The organism is Mesorhizobium sp. B2-3-15 (assembly GCF_006442875.1).
In the GTDB taxonomy this organism is placed as follows: domain Bacteria; phylum Pseudomonadota; class Alphaproteobacteria; order Rhizobiales; family Rhizobiaceae; genus Mesorhizobium; species Mesorhizobium australicum.
Window position 1 is genome coordinate 1 of sequence record NZ_VFVO01000005.1, and the last position, 18,524, is coordinate 18,524.

15 protein-coding genes are annotated in these 18,524 nt (G+C 63.3%); 10 read left to right on the forward strand and 5 right to left on the reverse strand.

Annotated features, from left to right (window positions below):
- From FJ954_RS11635 to FJ954_RS11660, 6 genes are all read left to right on the forward strand, one after another.
- The coding region (locus FJ954_RS11635; protein ID WP_140661400.1) for a type I secretion C-terminal target domain-containing protein at positions 1-3,169 on the forward strand (3,169 nt) is incomplete at its 5' end.
- Positions 3,170-3,241: 72 nt separating this feature from the next.
- Positions 3,242-3,610 (forward strand): hypothetical protein, encoded by a 369-nt coding sequence (locus tag FJ954_RS11640; RefSeq protein WP_140661401.1) that lies wholly within the window; start codon positions 3,242-3,244, stop codon positions 3,608-3,610.
- A 29-nt stretch (positions 3,611-3,639) separates the two neighbouring features.
- On the forward strand, positions 3,640-4,842 hold the full coding sequence (locus tag FJ954_RS11645) for an ABC transporter substrate-binding protein (protein ID WP_140661402.1): 1,203 nt from the start codon (positions 3,640-3,642) through the stop codon (positions 4,840-4,842).
- A gap of 46 nt (positions 4,843-4,888) precedes the next feature.
- On the forward strand, positions 4,889-5,551 hold the full coding sequence (locus FJ954_RS11650; protein WP_140661403.1) for a thermonuclease family protein: 663 nt from the start codon (positions 4,889-4,891) through the stop codon (positions 5,549-5,551).
- 120 nt (positions 5,552-5,671) lie between these two features.
- Complete coding sequence (locus FJ954_RS11655; protein ID WP_246680454.1) at positions 5,672-6,451, forward strand: GGDEF domain-containing protein; 780 nt, start codon at positions 5,672-5,674, stop codon at positions 6,449-6,451.
- 225 nt (positions 6,452-6,676) lie between these two features.
- Positions 6,677-7,045, forward strand: a complete 369-nt coding sequence (locus tag FJ954_RS11660; protein ID WP_140661404.1) for a VanZ family protein — start codon at positions 6,677-6,679, stop codon at positions 7,043-7,045.
- A gap of 211 nt (positions 7,046-7,256) precedes the next feature.
- Here the strand turns inward: FJ954_RS11660 and smc are convergent, their stop codons facing one another.
- The 3 genes from smc to FJ954_RS11675 all read right to left on the reverse strand — a co-directional run bounded on the left by smc (position 7,257) and on the right by FJ954_RS11675 (position 12,351).
- Positions 7,257-10,715 (reverse strand): chromosome segregation protein SMC, encoded by a 3,459-nt coding sequence (gene smc, locus FJ954_RS11665; RefSeq protein WP_140661405.1) that lies wholly within the window; start codon positions 10,713-10,715, stop codon positions 7,257-7,259.
- Between the two features lie 123 nt (positions 10,716-10,838).
- Positions 10,839-11,582 (reverse strand): DsbA family protein, encoded by a 744-nt coding sequence (locus FJ954_RS11670; protein ID WP_015318767.1) that lies wholly within the window; start codon positions 11,580-11,582, stop codon positions 10,839-10,841.
- Positions 11,583-11,850: 268 nt separating this feature from the next.
- Positions 11,851-12,351 (reverse strand): DUF721 domain-containing protein, encoded by a 501-nt coding sequence (locus FJ954_RS11675; protein WP_015318768.1) that lies wholly within the window; start codon positions 12,349-12,351, stop codon positions 11,851-11,853.
- 53 nt (positions 12,352-12,404) lie between these two features.
- Between FJ954_RS11675 and mutY the strand changes: the two genes are divergently transcribed.
- Together mutY and FJ954_RS11685 are read left to right on the forward strand one after the other, a co-directional pair.
- Entirely contained in the window at positions 12,405-13,544 is a 1,140-nt protein-coding gene (gene mutY / locus FJ954_RS11680; protein ID WP_140661406.1) for an A/G-specific adenine glycosylase, read from the forward strand.
- Positions 13,537-14,148: an HAD family phosphatase gene (locus tag FJ954_RS11685; protein ID WP_140617275.1), complete on the forward strand. Its 612-nt coding sequence runs from the start codon at positions 13,537-13,539 to the stop codon at positions 14,146-14,148. Before mutY ends, FJ954_RS11685 begins: the two co-directional genes overlap by 8 nt.
- 64 nt (positions 14,149-14,212) lie before the next feature.
- Here the strand turns inward: FJ954_RS11685 and FJ954_RS11690 are convergent, their stop codons facing one another.
- Complete coding sequence (locus tag FJ954_RS11690; protein ID WP_140617276.1) at positions 14,213-15,346, reverse strand: site-specific DNA-methyltransferase; 1,134 nt, start codon at positions 15,344-15,346, stop codon at positions 14,213-14,215.
- 178 nt (positions 15,347-15,524) lie between these two features.
- Between FJ954_RS11690 and FJ954_RS11695 the strand changes: the two genes are divergently transcribed.
- A complete protein-coding gene (locus tag FJ954_RS11695) occupies positions 15,525-16,214 on the forward strand; it encodes an HAD family phosphatase (protein WP_140617277.1) in 690 nt (229 codons plus the stop codon).
- Positions 16,215-16,256: 42 nt separating this feature from the next.
- Here the strand turns inward: FJ954_RS11695 and FJ954_RS11700 are convergent, their stop codons facing one another.
- Positions 16,257-16,988: a hypothetical protein gene (locus FJ954_RS11700; protein ID WP_140661407.1), complete on the reverse strand. Its 732-nt coding sequence runs from the start codon at positions 16,986-16,988 to the stop codon at positions 16,257-16,259.
- Between the two features lie 129 nt (positions 16,989-17,117).
- Here FJ954_RS11700 and thrC point away from each other — a divergent pair, with 129 nt between their 5' ends.
- Positions 17,118-18,515, forward strand: coding sequence for a threonine synthase (thrC, locus tag FJ954_RS11705; protein WP_140661408.1), 1,398 nt, complete (start codon positions 17,118-17,120; stop codon positions 18,513-18,515).
- Positions 18,516-18,524 lie beyond the last annotated feature (9 nt).

An 18,524-nucleotide genomic window follows, 5' to 3' on the forward strand; every position in this document is an offset into this window, starting at 1 on the left:
CACCTACACCATCAAGGACGGCGACGGCGACCTGTCGCACACCACGCTGACCATCTCGGTCGGCGACTCCACCCCCAGCGACAGCATCCCGGCACCGGGCGGCGCGACGACCACCGTCTATGAAGCAGGCCTGCCGCCGCATGGCGGGCTGCCGGCCGGCTCCGGCGAGATCGCCGACGGCAATCCCAACAACAACTCCAACACGTCCGAGACCACGTCCGGCACCATCGGCTTCACCTCGCCCGACGGCGTCCAGACCGTCTCGCTCGGCGGCCATGTGCTGACCGGCGTGCCGCAGACCTTCACCGACGCCACCGGCTCGATGACGGCAAGCTATGCCTACAACGCCGCGACCGGCGTCGGCTCGATCAGCTACGCCTACACGCTCACCACCAACACTTCGGGCGACAACACCAGCACCTCCTTCGCGGTCGTCGTCACCGACGCCGACGGCGACAGCGCCCCGGCCGGCAACCTCACCATCAACATCGTCGACGACGTGCCGACGGCGCATGCCGATACCGACAGCGTCGCCGCCAACCAGTTCACGCCAGAAGCCGGCAACGTGCTGACCGCGGTCGGCACCACCTCGCCGGTCACCGGCGTCGACGTGCTCGGCGCCGACGGCGCAACTGTCGCAGGCGTCGCCGCAGGCACCACCAATGCCAATCTCGACAGCGCCGCAACCGTCGGCACCGTCATCCACGGCACCTATGGCGACCTGACGCTCGGCGCCAATGGCGACTATTCCTATACCCGCAACGCCGGCTCGCCAGGCGGCGTCAACGACGTCTTCACCTACACCATCAAGGACGGCGACGGCGACCTGTCGCACACCACGCTGACCATCTCGGTCGGCGACTCCACCCCCACCATCTCCAACCTGACGCCACAGGGCAACGGCGGCGACACCACCGTCAACGAGAAGGGCCTGCCGGCAAGCTCCGGCTCGGAAGGCTCGGGCGAACTGGCCGCACCAGGCGCTGACGGCGACCCGTCGGAGCACAACACCGGCACCTTCACCATCACCTCGCCGGACGGCATCGCGACGCTGACCATCAACGGCACCGCGATCTCGGCCGCCGCCCTCACCAACAGCGCCTCGGTTCCGGTCAACGTCACCACCCCCGACGGCAATATACTGACCATCACCGGCTTCAATGCCGGCACCGGACAGGTCAGCTACACCTACACGCTCCTCGACAACGAGACCCATCCCGCCGCAGGCGCCGATTCCATCTTCGACAACATGACCGTCACCGTCACCGACACCGATGGCGACGTCTCGCTTCCCGGCACCCTCTCGGTCCAGATCATCGACGACGTGCCGACATTGGGAACAGTGCAAAGCCAGCAGGCAAGCACCGACACGTCGCAAGCGCCAGCGGTTGGAACACTTCACTTCGTCGCCGGCGCTGACGGAGTCGGGGCCACCATGACGATCACGGCCAACACCACAGGCATTACGTCGGCTGGCCACAACCTGATTACGGAGCAGTCGGGCAATGTCTTGACCGCCTACGCCGACAACAACAACAACGGAACCCATGATGCGGGCGACACAGCAGTGTTCACCATCACCGTGAATCCGAGTGCCGGCACGTCGGGCCAGTATACGTTCGATCTTCTGGCCGCGCTGGACGGCACGGTCAGCAATGTCTCCATAACCTCAAACGGCGCCTACGGCTCCGGCCCCAGCAATTCCATCCTCGTGGCGGCGGGTGGTCAGAACGTCGTGATGGTGACCGGCTGGGCGCCTACGGATGCCGGAGGCTCCTTTACCCCGGCTCATGAGGCGGCCTGGCTGGCCGGCGGCATGCCATCCTTGACGCAAACAAACAACGTCAACGGCTCGAATGCCGGTTGGGGGCTTGGCAACAACAACTTCAACACAGGCGAGTTCATGCGTTTCGATTTCGGAACGCCGAACGACTATGACGGCGGCGGCCCCTACACGCCACCAGCCATCACCATAGCGAATGTCAGCTACGCCAAGTTTTCGTTCGACGCGGTTTCCGCCAGCAACAAGGTTGAGTTCGTCGCCCACTACACCGATGGAAGCACCGCCCACTTCGTTCCAGTCACCGGTGCGACAACACTGACAATCAATTCGCCCGCGGGATTGCAGCTCGCATGGATTGACGCCTACGAGTCGGCGGGTGCGACCAAGCTCAACCTCACGGATCTCGGGGTCAGCAGCACCACGGTCGACCACACAATTCCGGTGACGCTGCAACTCACGGATGGAGATGGCGATACAACCGGGACGGCGAATTTTACTGTCCACGTGGCCGCCGGACTGACGCCCTTTGTCTTGGCAACTCCGGTCGTCCTGGACCTCAACCACGACGGAATTCATACCACCGATCTTACGCACTCGACCATCTCGTACGACTACAATAGCGACGGTCTCGCTTCGAAGACCGCCTGGGTCGACCAGCATGACGGCATTCTGGCGATCGATCTCAATGGCGACGGCAAGGTGAGCAATGCGTCGGAGTTTGTCTTCACCCAGCAAGCCCCCGGCGCCGCGACCGACCTTGCCGCACTTGAGCAGCTCTACGACACAAACCATGACGGCAAGCTGACCGCCGCCGATCACGATTTCGCGAAATTTGGCGTCTGGCAGGATGCCAATGGCAATGGCGTGGCGGACTCAGGCGAGTTCAAGTCCCTTGCCGCCTTGGGCATCGTCGAGATCGGTCTCGAAAGCAACCACCAGCAGTCGGTTTCGGCGGATGGCTCGGTCGTGACCTTCGGCGAAGCCACGTTCACGACCGCTGATGGCCAGTCAGGCGCGGTGGGCGACATCGGCTTCGGCAATTACGATGGCGTTGCCACCGGCGCCACATCGACTATCACCGGCACTTCGGGAGCCGACACGTTCAAGATCGACAATCTGAACATCAAGGATCTGATCGCCGACTACCATGGCGCCGAGGGCGACAAGATCGACCTGACCGCTCTGTTCGACAAAGCCGCCGCCGGCAATATCGCCGACTACGTGCATTACAACAGCGCGACCAGCACGGTAAGCGTCGACACCAGCGGCTCAGGCAACGCGGCAAACTTCGTGGATGTGGCTGTACTGCAGAACGCGCCCGCGGCCGGCACCATCAACATCCTTTATGACGACGCAACACACACGCAGCAGCATGTCACGATTTAACGCTTCTGCGCGCTCGTGCTCCCATGCTATGCATTAGCGGGACATGAAATGGCAATTTGGAGAGGGGCTTACATGAGAATTCGTTCAAGGTTGCTGATTTCGGCCACGGCGCTGCTGTTGGCAGGATCGACCGGCTTTGCCGCCGACATCATCGAGGGACCTGTGGCCGATTATTGCCGCACCGTTGGAACCTCTAATCTGGTGCTGACCGACAACACGGTCGACCTCACGAAACAGGTCGTCAAGCTGATGGACGAGTCGGTTGCCGTCGCCAACAGCCCGGAATGGATCAACTCATCCCGGCCGGTCTTCGTCTGGGCGTCGGAAGCCAAGGTCGCTTGCGGCATGGCTTACGGCTACCTGAAGACGAATTACAAGGACGAAGACACGCTCAATAAATGCGAGTGTTTTCACGACCGTATGGTCGAGTACATGAACTGACCGCAGGAGCGAGAGCGCACTGGCAGAAAATGGAATCCGACCGGCCGGTCCACGGCCCGCGGACATGGGCGGTCGCTTGCGCGATGGCGCTATCGCTGCTCGGCTGCCAATCCAAAGGCTCGGTGTCGGACGCGCTCGACCCCGCTGCCATCCAGGTCGCCAATCAGCCGGCTGCTGTTGTTGCTGTGGCAAACGCAAGCCAGGCGACGCAGTCCCTCGGCACGGGACCCACGAAAGTCGCCATGCTGCTGCCGCTGTCCGCTTCCGGATCAGCGGGCGAAAACGGCAAAAAGATGCTCGACGCCGCCAAGCTCGCCATGACGGACCTCGGTAATCCCCTGCTGACGCTTACCGTCGAGGACACAAGGGGAGACGCGGCTTACTCCCAGCAACTGGCGGTAAAGGCCATAACTTCGGGAGCGAAAGTGGTCATCGGTCCGACCGAACTGCCGGCGGCGCAGCATGTCGCCAAACTGTCGGGCTCGAACCGGCCGGTGGTTCTGGCTCTCGCGGACAATTTTGCCGGCGGCCCGGGCGTCTATGCGGTATGCCTTGGCGAGGCGGACAGCGCCGCGGCGGGCGCCGGCGCAATCGCGGCCAAGGGCGGCAAGAAATTCGTCCTGCTGGTGCCAGCGGGCGCGGGTGCCGATATTGCCGAAAAACGGGTCGCCAACAGCCTCAGCGTGTACGGCGCCGCACTTGCGATCACCATCCCCTACACGAGCGCCGACAGCGCGGCAAAGGCGGTCGCGGACATGGGCTCGCTGGTTGACGCCCCCGACGCCGTGATCGTCGCCAGCGGCGACAGCAATCCATCGCCAATCCTGATCGCCCTGAAGGCAAAAGGCATCCCTGGAAAATCAACCTCCGTGGTTGGCACGAACCGCTGGCTGGAGCACCCGACCAGTCCGCTTTTCGAAGGCGCCTATATCGCGACGCTCGACCAACATGAAACAGGCCCCATTTCGGATCGTTTCAAGGCAAGCTTCAATTACCAGGCCGACGTCAATGTCGCTTATGCCTATGATATGGTCGCCCTTACTGCGGGGATCGCGAGCGCTGCCGGACCCAATGGCTTCAACAGGCAGGTTTTCGAGAACCCGAATGGCTTTCGCGGATCGACCGGCTTGTTCAGGTTCCGCGCGGATGGATCCAGCGAACGCTCAATGCCGTTTTACCGGATTGAAAAAGGTGCGCTCAAACTGGTTGCCAAATCGACGTCCAGCTTCTAGCGAATTGGGCGCGGGCGGCCCGATGGGACATCGGGGGCGCGTTCGCATGATGATCGCGCTCGCAGGCATCGAGCTTCTCATCGGTATCCTGCTGCTGGTCAAGGCAGCGACCCTGTTCCCCGTCGAACGAAGCCTCACCGACCCAGCCCCTGACGTCGGCGATGACGTCGCGCGACATCCGGCTCGATCGATCGTCAACTCAGCCCGCAAGATTGCCGAGGATCTCATCGCACCGCCGCAGATCGAGGGATCGGAGATGGAGCGGGTGGAACCTCGTTTGCCGCTTGGCGACCTCGGCCTCGCATCACGCCCCAAGTCATCGATGCCCAGGGATTGGCGGGAAACATTGCTTTACGATCCAGTGGCCACGTCGTCGGCTGGTTTCGACTCCATGGGGCGGAAACTGTTCATCAGTGGAACCCAGGGCGTCCAGACCGACAGGGTCTGCCTGTTTCACGAGAGCGCGTGGCCATGCGGACAGCGGGCCTACGCGGCTTTCAACAACTGGATGCGCGGGCGAGCGCTGAACTGCTTCGTGCCTCCGGTGGTCGACCGCTTCCCTGTCGCGGCGACATGCAGGCTGGGCAAACAGGATGTCGGCGCCTGGCTGGTATCGAATGGCTGGGCGCTGGCCTTGCCGAGCGGCATCTATGGCAAGGCCGAAGCAACAGCCAGGGCGGCGGAGATGGGAATCTTCAGCCCGCCATAGGCGACAGCACCGGATTCGCCACAAAGGGCAGCATCCTCCGTTCAGAAGCTTGGCGATCTAACCAACGTGTCAAATTGTATTGTTCTTCGAAACCGAAATCGTAACTTGCCGGTCTTATGCTTGGCGATCGAACGGAGATCGACGATGAGCAATGCAGCAGCTGATGTCCCGGTCCATCATGAATGGAAGACCATTGCCTGGCTGGCATTTCTTGGAACCGTCGGCAGCCTGTGCGTGTCCCTCGTCCTGAACTATCTGCTGTTGTTCAGCGAGGCGCTGACGCCTTTCGGGCGCGGCATGATCACGGCAACGCTTTTGCCTGTGGTGATCTGCCTGCCGCTGTTTGTGTTCATAGGCCTGAAACTGGCCGAGATCCGTCGCTATCGGCGGGAACTCAACCGGGCCGCGACCTTCGATACGCTGACCGGTTGCCTGAACGGGAGGGTCTTCACGTCGCTGATCGAGAGACGGGCGATCAGGTCTTCCCCACAAGGCGAGCGATCGGGCGCCTTTCTGGTCATTCATCCTGAACACCTGAACGCCATCAACTTGCGCTTCGGCCTGAACTGGGGCGACGAGGCCTTGCGCCTGATCGCTTCAACCATCCGGTCTTGCGTGCGCTCGCAAGACGTCGTCGGCCGCATAGGTGCCTCCATGTTCGGTGTGTTCCTTCCCGGAACGAGCGAGGCCGAAGCAAGGACGGTTGGCGAGCGTATCCGTGCCACTGTCTCGCAGGTCTATTTCGCCCCTCAGGGAGCCGAGGAGATCCTGGCCGTGTCCGTCGGGGGCGTGGTTTTCGAGCAGGACCTGGACTTTGAGGACATGTTCCGGCCTGCCGAAGAGAGCTTGTCGGGCAAAGGCGGTTTTGGACTCTCGCGTATTCAACGCGCTTCAATCTGACGAGCCCGCAGCATTCCGTCGCCAATAGGCGGAAGGCGTGCCCTGCCCGGCAAACGGGCGGGCACGCCTTGGGATCCCCTCTTGATCGCGAGACTGGCTCGTTGCTTTTCGAAGCCGGCTTATGCAATCGTGGCCATGGACGCCAGCCTGCCGCTTACACCCGGCATGCCACCTGACCAAGATCTCCGGACCCGACCTCGATGGCTGGTGTATCGACGGAACAGAATGAAATTTTACTCAGCCGCCGAGCGGATTGCCTTTATCGCCACGCTCATTGCGGTCCTGGTGCTCGCGTTGCTGCCGATATCTCGCCTCGACGAATTCGGCATCGATATCGGCTTCCACTACGACAAGGCCAACCATGCGAGCGCCTTCGCGATCCTGGCGTTTCTGGGAAGTCTGGGCTGGCCCGGCCGCAAGACGAGGCTGATCATCTTCCTCGCCCTGGTTGGAGCCGCGATCGAAATCCTCCAGGGCACGTCGCTGATAGAGCGTGATCTCGACGTGTTCGACTGGATCGCCGATTGCGTCGGCATGGCTTGCGGACTTCTGGCGGCAATCTGCGCGAACTGGGTTTCGCGACGCGTGCATTGAGATAGCCAAATCAGCAAGTTGGCGCTGAAGGTGAAGGTCTACCACGAACTGCGCGATCGCGAGCGGGATCGTCGTGTGCCTGTGCTGAAAATGGGCCCGCTCTATTCCTCCGGGCCTCGGCCAAACACCAGTCCCACGGACACGATCAGAAAACCTAAGCGGTCCGCCGATGGCTGCCGGACGCTTCAACTCGCGATGGCGGTCGGACGCGTCAACTCGCCTCGCGCATCGCCTCTGCCGCCTGCAAATCGACAGAGACAAGCTGGCTGACGCCCTGCTCGGCCATGGTCACGCCGAACAGCCGGTCCATGCGGGCCATGGTGATGGGATTGTGGGTGATGATGACGAAACGCGTCTCGGTGGTCTTGGCCATCTCGTCCATGAGATTGCAGAAGCGCTCGACATTGTGATCGTCGAGCGGCGCATCGACTTCGTCGAGCACGCAGATCGGTGCCGGGTTGGTCAGGAAGACAGCGAAGATCAGCGACATCGCCGTCAGCGCCTGCTCGCCGCCCGACAGCAGCGTCATGGTCTGCGGCTTCTTGCCGGGCGGTCGGGCAAGAATCTCCAGGCCCGCCTCCAGCGGATCCTCGGATTCGATCAGCTGCAATTCCGCCGTGCCGCCACCGAACAGATGCGAGAACAGTCGCTGAAAGTGGCTGTTGACGACATCGAAGGCGGCCAGCAGCCGTTCGCGGCCTTCACGATTGAGGCTCTGGATCGCTTGCCTGAGTTTGCGGATCGCTTCGATAATGTCCTCTCGCTCGGAAACGATCGCCTCCAGGCGCTCGGAAAGCTCCCTCTGCTCTTCCTCGGCGCGCAGATTGACGGCGCCGAGCCGCTCGCGCTCGACCTTCAGCCGATCCAACTGGCGTTCGATCTCGGGCATTTCGGGCATCGGATCGTCGGCTTCCAGGCCGGTGTGGCGAATGACCAGATGCGGCGGCGTGTTCAACGTTTCCTGGATGCGCGCCTCGACCTCCAGCCGGCGTTCGTCGGCCGCCGTCAGCCGTTCCTCGGCACGGGCGCGGGTTTCGCGCGCTTCGGCCAGCGACTGGATGGCGGATGTGGCCGCCTTGTCCAGTTCGGCCTGCCTGTTCTCCGCCTCCTGCAACCGGTCGGCTGCCGCCTTGCGCAAGGTTTCGGCCTCGGTGAGCTGCGACAGCAGCGCACGCCGCTTGGCGTCGATCTCGTCGGGCGCATCGGCCAGCCGTTCGCGCTCGGCTTCGGCCTCTGCCTTGCGTTCGGCAAGCGACGCGATCTGCGTCGAAGCGTTTTCGGCGCGCTCCAGCCAGTTGCTGCGTTCGGCACCTATGGCGTCAAGCCGGCGTGTGCGTGCCTCGGCTTCTCGCCGCAAGCCCTCGTGGACGGCGCGCGCGTCTGCAAGCGCGGCGCGGTCGCGCGAGACATTGGCCGAGGACTGTTCGAGCTGCAATTGCAGGTCGCCGAGGTCGGGCGCATCCTGCAGCAGCATCTCGGCCTCGGCGAAAGCCGCTGACGTCTCCTCATGGCTGTCGACGATGCGGGCGCGCGCCTCGTCCAGCGCGGCACGCCGGCTCGATAGTTCACCGCCGGCCTTTTCCGCCTCGGCCAGCGCATTGCGGGCGGCGTCCAGCCGGTGCTGGGCCTCACGTCCCGCCTGGCGCGTGTTGCGTTCGGCTTCGCTTGCCTGGCGGAGCGCCTGCTCGGCCTGCGCTAGCGCTTCCTCGGCCTGGCGCAGCACAAGCGTCGCCTGCACCGCTTCGGCATCGAGTTCGGCAAGCCGGTTCTTCTGTGCCAGCCTTTGTGCCGCGGCGGTCGGCGCATCGGCGCTGGCGGTCAGGCCGTCCCAGCGCCACAGCGCACCCTGGCGGCTAACCAGGCGCTGGCCTGGAGCCAGAAACCCCTGCAACCGGCGGCCGTCAGCGGCCTCGACGATACCGATCTGCGCAAGACGTCGGGCTAGTTGCGCCGGCGCGCGAACCACGCTGGCAAGGCTCTTGATCCCTTCCGGAAGCGCGGCATCACCGGGCTGGATTTCGCTTTCGCCCCAATGCGCCGGTGCACTGCGGTCGAGCGGCACGTCGAGGTCTTCGCCAAGGGCGGCCCCCAGTGCCGTCTCGAAGCCGCGCTCGACGCTGATCTGCTCCAGCACCGAAGGGAAGAGATCGCCGCTGGCCGCGTTCAGGATCTTGGCCAGCGTGCGCGCTTCGGTTTCGATCCGCGCCAGCTCCGCCTTGGCGTCCTGAAGCGGCGGGCGGGCAGCGCTTTCAGCGCCACGGCCGTCGATGACCGACTGTTCAGCCTGCTCCACCGCCGCCTCGGACTCCTCCAGCAATGCCATCGCCTGCTCGACCAGTACCTGCTTCTCGGCCGGATCCGGCAAGCCGGCGACCTTGGAGAGGATGTCCGACAATTCGCGGTCGACGTCGGCGAGTTGGCGGGCGAAGCGGTCGCGACGCTCCGCGGTTTCGCGCAAAGTCCGTTCGATCTGGTGGCGCGAGGCGGCGGCCTCGGCGCGCTCGGCGGTCAGCGCGGCAAGTTTGGCTTCGCTTTGCGCAAGCGTCGAGGCGGCCTGTTCGAATACAGCGCGGGTGGTGGCCTCACGCTCGGCGGCACCGGCGTTTTCGGAGTTCAGCGTGGCCTCTTCCGCACGCAGGCGCTCGAGAACGTCGGCATTGTCGCGCACCATCCGCTCTTCGCGGGCAATGTCGCCGTCGAGCTGCTGCAGCCGACGTTCGAGTTCGGCCTGCCGGTTGCGGATACGGCCAGCTTCTTCCTCGATCTGCGACCTGGCGATCGACAGGCGCTGGAAAGCCGCGGCAGCCGCGGCTTCCGCGTCGCGCAGGTCAGGCAGGCGATGGGCGGAGATGCCTTGCTCCTTGGCCGCGTTCATCTGCGTGGCGGCGCGGTCGCCGACGAGCGCCGTGGCCGTGGCCAGCGCCGAACGCGCCTCGCCTTCCTGTGTCTTGGCCAGCGTCCAGCGCAGGTGCAAGAGCGTTGCTTCGGCCTTGCGGATGTCGGCCGACAGGTTCTTGAAGCGGGAAGCCTGGCGCGCCTGGCGCTTGAGGCTTTCGATCTGGCTTTCCAGCTCGCCCACGACATCGTCCAGGCGTTCGAGGTTCTGCTCGGCCGCCTTAAGTCGCAATTCCGCCTCGTGGCGACGGGTGTGCAGGCCGGAAATGCCGGCCGCTTCTTCGAGCAGGGCGCGACGGGCCTGCGGCTTGGCCTGGATCAGTTCGCCGATACGGCCTTGCCCGACCATCGAGGGCGAGCGCGCGCCGGTCGACTGGTCGGCGAACAGAAGCTGCACGTCCTTGGCGCGCGCTTCCTTGCCGTTGATGCGGTAGAGCGAGCCGGCCTCGCGCTCGATGCGGCGCGACACCTGCAGTTCGTCGGCATCGTTGAAGGCGGATGGAGCCGAGCGGTCGCTGTTGTCCAGGAAAAGCGTGACTTCGGCGGTGTTGCGGGCGGGACGGGTGCCCGAGCCGGAAAAGATGACGTCGTCCATGCCGGACGCGCGCATGTTCTTGTAGGAGCTTTCGCCCATCACCCAGCGCAGCGCCTCGACAAGGTTCGACTTGCCGCAGCCGTTCGGCCCGACAATGCCGGTCAGGCCGCGTTCGATGACGAACTCGCCGGGTTCGACGAAGGACTTGAAACCAAGGAGGCGGAGGCGCGAAAACTTCATTCGCGCGCCTCATACACCGGTTCGGCAAGAGTGTACCGAGGTTTTGCGATAGGGCGCAGAGCGCGCGAACGGATAGAGAGGCAAGCAGCGCCGGAGCGCTGCCGCTTCAGCACTGAGCCGATGTCAGAGCAGAGGGTCGATGATGGCCGACATTTCCTCAATCGACATCGCCCCTTTGTAGGTCTTACCGTTGATGAAGAAGGTCGGCGTCGAGTCGACCTTGAATTCATTGGCGCCACGCTTCTGAACCGATCTCACATCGTCCAGAAGTTTCTGGTCGGTCAAGCAGGCCTCGAAGGACTCCTGTGTAAAACCGGCAAGCTTGGAAATTTGCAGCAGCGCTTCCTTGGTGTTCGACACGCCGACCCAGTTCGCCTGCTGCCTGAACAGCACGTCGACCATCGGGAAATAGTTATCCTTGGCGCAACGCGCCAGCATGAAACCGGCTTCGGCGCTCGGATCGAATGGGAATTCGCGCAGGATGTAGCGCGCCTTGCCGGTATCGATGTACTTGGCCTTCAAATCCGGAAAGGTGGTTTCGGCGAAATGCGCGCAGTGCGGGCAGGTCATCGAGGCGTATTCGACGATGGTGACCTTGGCGTCATCCTTGCCGAGCTGCTTGTCGGGCAGCGCGCCCGGCTTCATCAGTTCGGTCATGTCGACGGTGCCCTGCGCTTCCGGTACCTGGACCGCGGCGGGCGTGGCCGGCTTTGCGGGCGTTGCCGGATTCGCGGGCTTGACATCCGCGGCCTTCGCCTCTTCGCCGGAATCACTGCAGGCGGCGAGCAGGGCCACCGCCGGGATGGCGGCCAGCGATGTCAGGACGTTTCTGCGAGAGAAGCTTTGGCCAAACGGGGGACGGCTCATACGAATCACCTGATAAGGGTTGGATTTTGCAATGCAAAGGCACGAAAAGGCGAGAGTTGGCGCGAATTAAGGCATCCCTGTCCCCAATCCAATCGTGAAACCTGACAAGGGCGATCACGAATGCGCGAGATTAACGACAAACCTATGACCGTTTCCAATCAGAACCAAGGGGATCGTCTCCGTTTGGGCCGACCGGGGCAACTGTAACCGTTCCACTTCGCACTTGGCCAGACGGCCTCGGGATAGTCCCTGGGGTCATTGCAGCCGTCTAGGCTTTCCTTGCGCCCAGAATGGTCGCCCCCAGCCGTTCCAGCGAGGCGCGCAGCCCGTCATCCTCTATAAGCCCGACAGTATCGGACAATTTCGCCTTTTCGGCCGCGCTCAACGCCCTGAGGGTGGGTTTGGGCCGGGCTCTTCCCGAGCTTATCGGCTTCTGCACGATCCTGATGCGGCCTATCGCCCTGAAACCCAGGAAGGCGTTCACCCGGTTGATGATCTCGCTGGTCTCGTGCTGCAGATGAAGCGCGGCCATGCCCTCGCAGGCGATGACCAGTACGGCCGGCTCGAACGGATCATCCTCGTGCAGGCGGCGCGGCCACTGGATCTTTTCGGGCCGCGAGTGGATGGCCAGGCGCGGTCCGGCAATCTCTTCCCACGACTGGACCAGACCGATCGAGATGCCTGCCCGCTTGCGCAGCACCGGGTCGAGGATGTCGGTGGCGAGATCGCTCACCGGAACGGGATTGCCGAAGCGCCTTTTCCCTGCCATGTGCGTTCTCCAGCCACGACCCAGCAGATACCGGCCAGGCCAACGCAAGATCAATGGCACCAGCAGACCAGACCCGCAAGGCCCAGACCAGCAAGGCCATCTCGGATGATACGGCGTCGCGCCTGCTCGCCTGGTATGACGCGCATCATCGCGAATTGCCGTGGCGCGTGACGCCGCGCGAGCATGCACGCGGTGTGCGGCCCGATCCCTACCGTATCTGGCTGTCGGAGGTGATGCTGCAGCAGACCACCGTCGAAGCGGTGAAATCGTATTTCCTCGCCTTTGTCGAGAAATGGCCCGATGTCGAAGCGCTGGCCGCGGCGCCGACGGAGGATGTGATGAAAGCCTGGGCGGGGCTCGGTTACTACTCCCGCGCCCGCAACCTCAAGGCCTGCGCGGATCTGGTGGCGGCGCGCGGCGGCCGGTTTCCGGACACCGAGATCGGACTTCGAGAATTGCCGGGGATCGGCGCCTATACATCGGCGGCAATAACGGCCATCGCCTTCGACCGCCACGCCGCCGTCGTCGACGGCAATGTCGAACGCGTCATCTCACGGCTGTTTTCGATCACGACGCCGCTCAGCGAAGCCAAGGCCGAGATACGGGTCCATGTCGAGCGCATGATGCCGGCGACAAGGCCCGGCGACTTTGCCCAGGCGATGATGGATCTCGGCGCCACGATATGCACTCCGCGCCGGCCGCGCTGCATGCTGTGCCCGCTGCGCGAGGACTGCAGCGCCGTTGTTTCAGGAGATCCCGAAAATTTCCCGGTGCGCCTGCCGAAGGCCGACAAGCCGCTGCGGCGGGGGGCTGCTTTCGTTGCCATGCGCGACGACGGTGCCATTCTTTTGCGCAAGCGGCCTGAGAAAGGGCTGCTCGGCGGCATGACGGAAGTGCCGACCACCGCCTGGACGGCGCGGGTGGACGGAGCCACCACAGAGGCGGCAGCGCCCTTTGCCGGCGACTGGCGGCGCGCCGGGACAATCGCGCATGTGTTCACCCATTTCGCGCTCGAACTCGAAGTCTTTCGTGCCCACATCAAAGGTGATGCCCTGGCAGGGTATTTCTGGTCGCCCGCCCATGAGATTTCAGGCGAGGCGCTGCCCACCGTCATGAAAAAGGCAATCGAGGCTGCGATACCCGGCGCGACGAAAAAACCGTCGCCATTGAGTGCAAAGAGGCCCCATGACTGAAATCCGCCACATCGTTTTCGACATCGGCAAGGTGCTGATCCATTACGATCCGAACATTCCCTTCAGCCGCCTCATTCCCGACGACGAAGAGAGAAAGTGGTTCTTCGACAATATCTGCACGCATGACTGGAACATAGAGCAGGATCGCGGCCGGACGTGGGAAGAGGCCGAAGCGCTGCTGATCGCGGAGCACCCCGAGCACGCCGAAAACATCCGCAATTTCCGTCGCCACTGGCACGAGATGGTGCCGCATGCCTATGACGACAGTGTCACCATCATGCTCGGCCTGATCGATAGCGGCCACGATGTGACGATGCTGACCAACTTTGCTTCCGACACGCTGGCCGAAGCGCGCGAACGCTTCGATTTCCTCGATCGTCCGCGCGGCGTCACCATCTCGGGCGAGATTGGCAAGATCAAACCGGATCGTGGCATCTACGACCATCACGTGGCCGCGTTCGGCCTCGAGCCATCGGCGACGCTGTTCATCGACGACAGCCAGAAAAATGTCGACGGCGCCAAGGCCGCCGGCTGGCAAGCGGTGCTGTTCACCGATGCCAGCACGCTTAAAGCAGACCTTGAGCGATTGGGGATCAGGACGTGATCTCCATCGCTTGCGACGATCCGTTGAGCATTTGAATCAATAAATATGAGGCAGGCGGCAGAGCTCAGCCCCCTGCCCGTTCCATGCCAAGCCGGGCGATGCGGCGCAGTTCGTCGATGGGGGTAAGCCCGCCGCTGCGCTCATAATGCCAGAAGGTCCAGCCGTTGCAGGCGTCCAATCCCTGCACCTCGGCGCCGATCTTGTGGATCGAGCCGGCGCTGTCGCCGATCGCGACGGTCCCATCGGCGCGAACCTTGGCGGCCCAGCGCTTCTTGGCGTCATAGAGCGTGGCGCCGGGCGTCATCAGCCCGGTGTCGATCAGGCTGACGAAGGCGACGCGCGGCTCCGCGCGCTTGCCGGTGAGCACGGTGAGATCCGCCTCGTCGAGTGGCCGCACCGCGTCGATGCGCTCATTGGCGGCGTCGATATAGGCCTGCTCGCGCTCGATGCCGACGAAGTGACGGCCGAGGCGCTTGGCAACCGCGCCTGTCGTACCGGAGCCGAAGAACGGGTCGAGCACGACGTCACCCGGCTTGGTCGAGGCCATCATGATACGGGCAAGCAGCGCCTCGGGCTTTTGAGTCGGATGCAGCTTGTCGCCATTCTCATTCTTCAGGCGCTCGCCGCCGGTGCAGATCGGGAACAGCCAGTCGGAGCGCATCTGGATATCGTCGTTCGACGCCTTCAGCGCTTCGTAGTTGAAGGTATAGCCCTTGCCCTTCTGGTCACGCGAAGCCCAGATCATCGTCTCATGCGCGTTCTGGAAGCGGCGGCCGCGAAAATTCGGCATCGGATTGGTCTTGCGCCAGACCACGTCGTTGAGAATCCAGAAGCCGAGATCCTGCATCTTGGCCCCGACGCGGAAGATGTTGTGATAGGAGCCAATGACCCAGATGGTGCCGTTGGGCTTCAGCACGCGGCGTGCCGCCAGCAGCCAGGCGCGGGTGAAAGCGTCATAGGCTTCGAAGCTCTCGAACTGGTCCCAGTCGTCGTCGACCGCATCGACCTTGGACTGGTCGGGACGGTGCAGGTCGCCGTCGAGCTGCAGATTGTAGGGCGGATCGGCAAAGATGACGTCGATCGACTTTTCCGGCAGGCGGTCGAGCGCCGCGACGCAGTCGCCTTTCAGGATCGTGTCCAGCCATTCGGATTGCTGGGGAGCGTGGGAGAGCTCGTCGAGAAGACGCACGGCTGACATTTTTACACCCAAGGCACGCGTTACTGTTTACTGCCCGTTATGGTTACCGATCAGCGTAAATATTCGGTGAAGCTTTATCGATGCCGTGGAGGAGTTTGCGAAGCCGTGTCCATTGGTGTATGCCGCGCCGCTTGAGCCCTGAGCGGCCATTCCTCCACCCTCCATCGTTCGGATCACCATGCCCCAGCCAGATCTTGTCATCTTCGATTGCGACGGCGTGCTCGTCGATTCCGAAATCATCGCCGCGCGGGTCGAAGCTGAACTGATAACCTTGGCCGGATACGAAATCTCGGCGGAGGAGATTGCCGAGACCTATGCCGGCCTGACCTTCAAGGACATACTGATACGAATCGAGGAGAAGTCCAAAATCCCGTTCCAGGTGTCGCTGATCGACCGCGCCGAGGAACTGGTCGACCGCAAACTGCGCAGCGACGTGCGCGCCATCGAAGGCGTGCGCGAAGCGGTCGCCTCGGTCACGTCGCAACGCTGCGTCTGCTCCAACTCACGTTCGGAGCGGATCGAGTTCATGCTGGAGAAGGTGCATCTGTTGCCGTTCTTCGCCGGGCGCATCTTCTCGGCGATGGAAACGCCGACCGGAAAGACCAAGCCGGCTCCAGACGTGTTCCTGCATGCCGCCGAAAAGCTCGGCGTCAACCCGGCGAACACCTTCGTCATCGAGGATTCCGTGCACGGCGTCACCGGCGCCAAGGCCGCCGGCATGCGCGTGATCGGCTTTACGGGCGCCAGCCACAGCTATCCCGGCCATGCCGACGCCTTGACAGAGGCCGGTGCCGAGACGGTGATCCGCCGCTGGGCGGAACTGAAGAGTGTCATTGCCGCTCTGTCGGAGTGGTCGGCGGATGCCTGAGATGCGTGCGTCCGGCTGGAGGCACGCCAGGCCGACAGCCGCCTAGTTCGTCGCGGCCGTCTTCTTCCTGTGGGTCTTCTTCCTCGGCTTGTCGGTCGTCGCCTTGGGCGCGGTTTCGTCGTAACCGGCATAGGCTTGATAGTCCTGCGCCGTCGGCGCCGGTACGACCACATTGGAATCGGTGAAGACAAACTGGGTCGCGACCGAGGGATCGGTCACCTGAACCTGATACTGGTGGATCTGCGAATAAAGCACGTCAGTGCCATGCATGACCGCGGTGCGGATCGGCATGGTGATGGTGCCTGGCGTGAATTTCGGCCCTGGCACGATCTTGCCGGCAACCGCGATCTTCATCGTCAGTTGTCCGTCGGCACGGCTGCAATCGCGGGTCACGTCGCTGATCGACGCCTGATAAATGATCCTCGCCGAATCGTCGGGCGGCGTAGCAGCAGCGGCGTCAGCGGCGGCCTGGGCCGCGGCATCCGCAGCGGCATCGCCGGTCTTCTTGAGCTTCGGCTTGGGCTTCTGCACCTCGTTGACATAGGTGTTGAAGAAGGCCGTGCCGTCGCGCACCGTCACCCTTGGGCAATAGGCGTTCAGCTGGCTGGCCAGCACCTTGGGATCCTGCGGCGGCGGTGGCGCCGTCGGATCCTTCTTGCCGAAACCGAGGTTCAGGATGCCATTGTCGCCTGATTGGCAGCCCGCGGCGGCAAGCATAAAGCCCGTGAGCGCAAGACCCGCCAAAAAGCGACCACTTGATATACGAAACGCCATGAAACTGCACTTCCCTCTCGCAAAGCTGGTGACGTATATCAACCGCGCGGCAAAAATGCGACTAGAGCCGGTGCAGAAATTAACCACCTTGTGGTGAACGGAAAAACAGGCGGCAAACGGATCTGTGACATGCATTATGTGAGCACCCGCGGCGAAGCGCCCGCGCTTGGATTTTCCGACGCCATCCTGGCGGGCCTGGCGCGCGATGGCGGCCTCTACGTGCCGCGCGAATGGCCGCATTTCTCGCCATCCGAGATCCGAGCCATGCGCGGCCTCGCCTATCCCGACCTCGCCATACGCGTGCTGATGCCGTTCCTGGGCGGCGAGATCGCCGCGCCGGTCTTCGAGCGCCTGGTCCGCGAAGCCTATGCCACCTTCCGCCATGAGGCCGTCTGCCCGCTGGTGCAGACCGGCGCCAACACTTTTGTCCTCGAACTCTTTCATGGGCCGACACTGGCGTTCAAGGACGTGGCGATGCAGTTGCTTGCCCGGCTGATGGACCATGTGCTTGCCGAACGCGACCAGCACGCCACCATCGTCGGCGCCACGTCGGGCGATACCGGTGGCGCGGCCATAGACGCCTTCGCCGGGCGCAGCCGCACCGACATCTTCATCCTTTTTCCGCATGGCCGCGTCTCGCCGGTGCAGCAGCGGCAGATGACCACGTCGAAGGCTGAAAATGTGCATGCGCTGGCGATCGAGGGCAATTTCGACGACTGTCAGGGCTTGCTGAAGGACATGTTCAACGATCACGGCTTCCGCGACCAGGTGTCGCTGTCGGGGGTCAATTCGATCAACTGGGCACGCATCATGGCCCAGATCGTCTATTATTTCTCCTCGGCATTGTCGCTCGGCGCGCCGGACAGGCCGGTCTCCTTCACCGTGCCGACCGGGAATTTCGGCGATATCTTCGCCGGCTACGCCGCCAAGAAGATGGGCCTGCCGATCGACCGGCTGGTCATCGCCACCAACGACAACGACATATTGGCACGCACCTTCGCGACCGGCGAATACCGGACCAAAGGGGTGTTTGCGACCACCTCGCCGTCGATGGACATCCAGGTTTCGTCGAACTTCGAACGCCTGCTTTTCGAGACGTCAAACCGCGACGCCGCAACGGTGCGGCGCTACATGGCCGGCCTCAAACAATCGGGCGCCTTCACCATCGAAGCCGCGGAAATCGCCGGTATGCGAACCGAATTCGACGCCGGCCGCGCAGATATGGACGAGGTTGCCGCCACCATCCGCTCGACGCTGGCAAACAGCAACTACCTGCTCGATCCACATACGGCGGCAGCCATGCATGTGGCGGCGGCCAGGGCTGCGGGCGCCGTGCCGATGGTGGTGCTCGGCACCGCCCATCCGGCGAAATTCCCGGCCGCCGTCGAAGCCGCCAGCGGTGTCTCGCCCGCCCTGCCCGCATGGCTAGGGGGATTGATGACATTCGAGGAAAAATACACGGTACTTCCATCCGACCTCAAAATGGTGGAAGATTACGTCAGTCGCCGCGCGCGGGCGGCGCGTTAGGGAGTACGA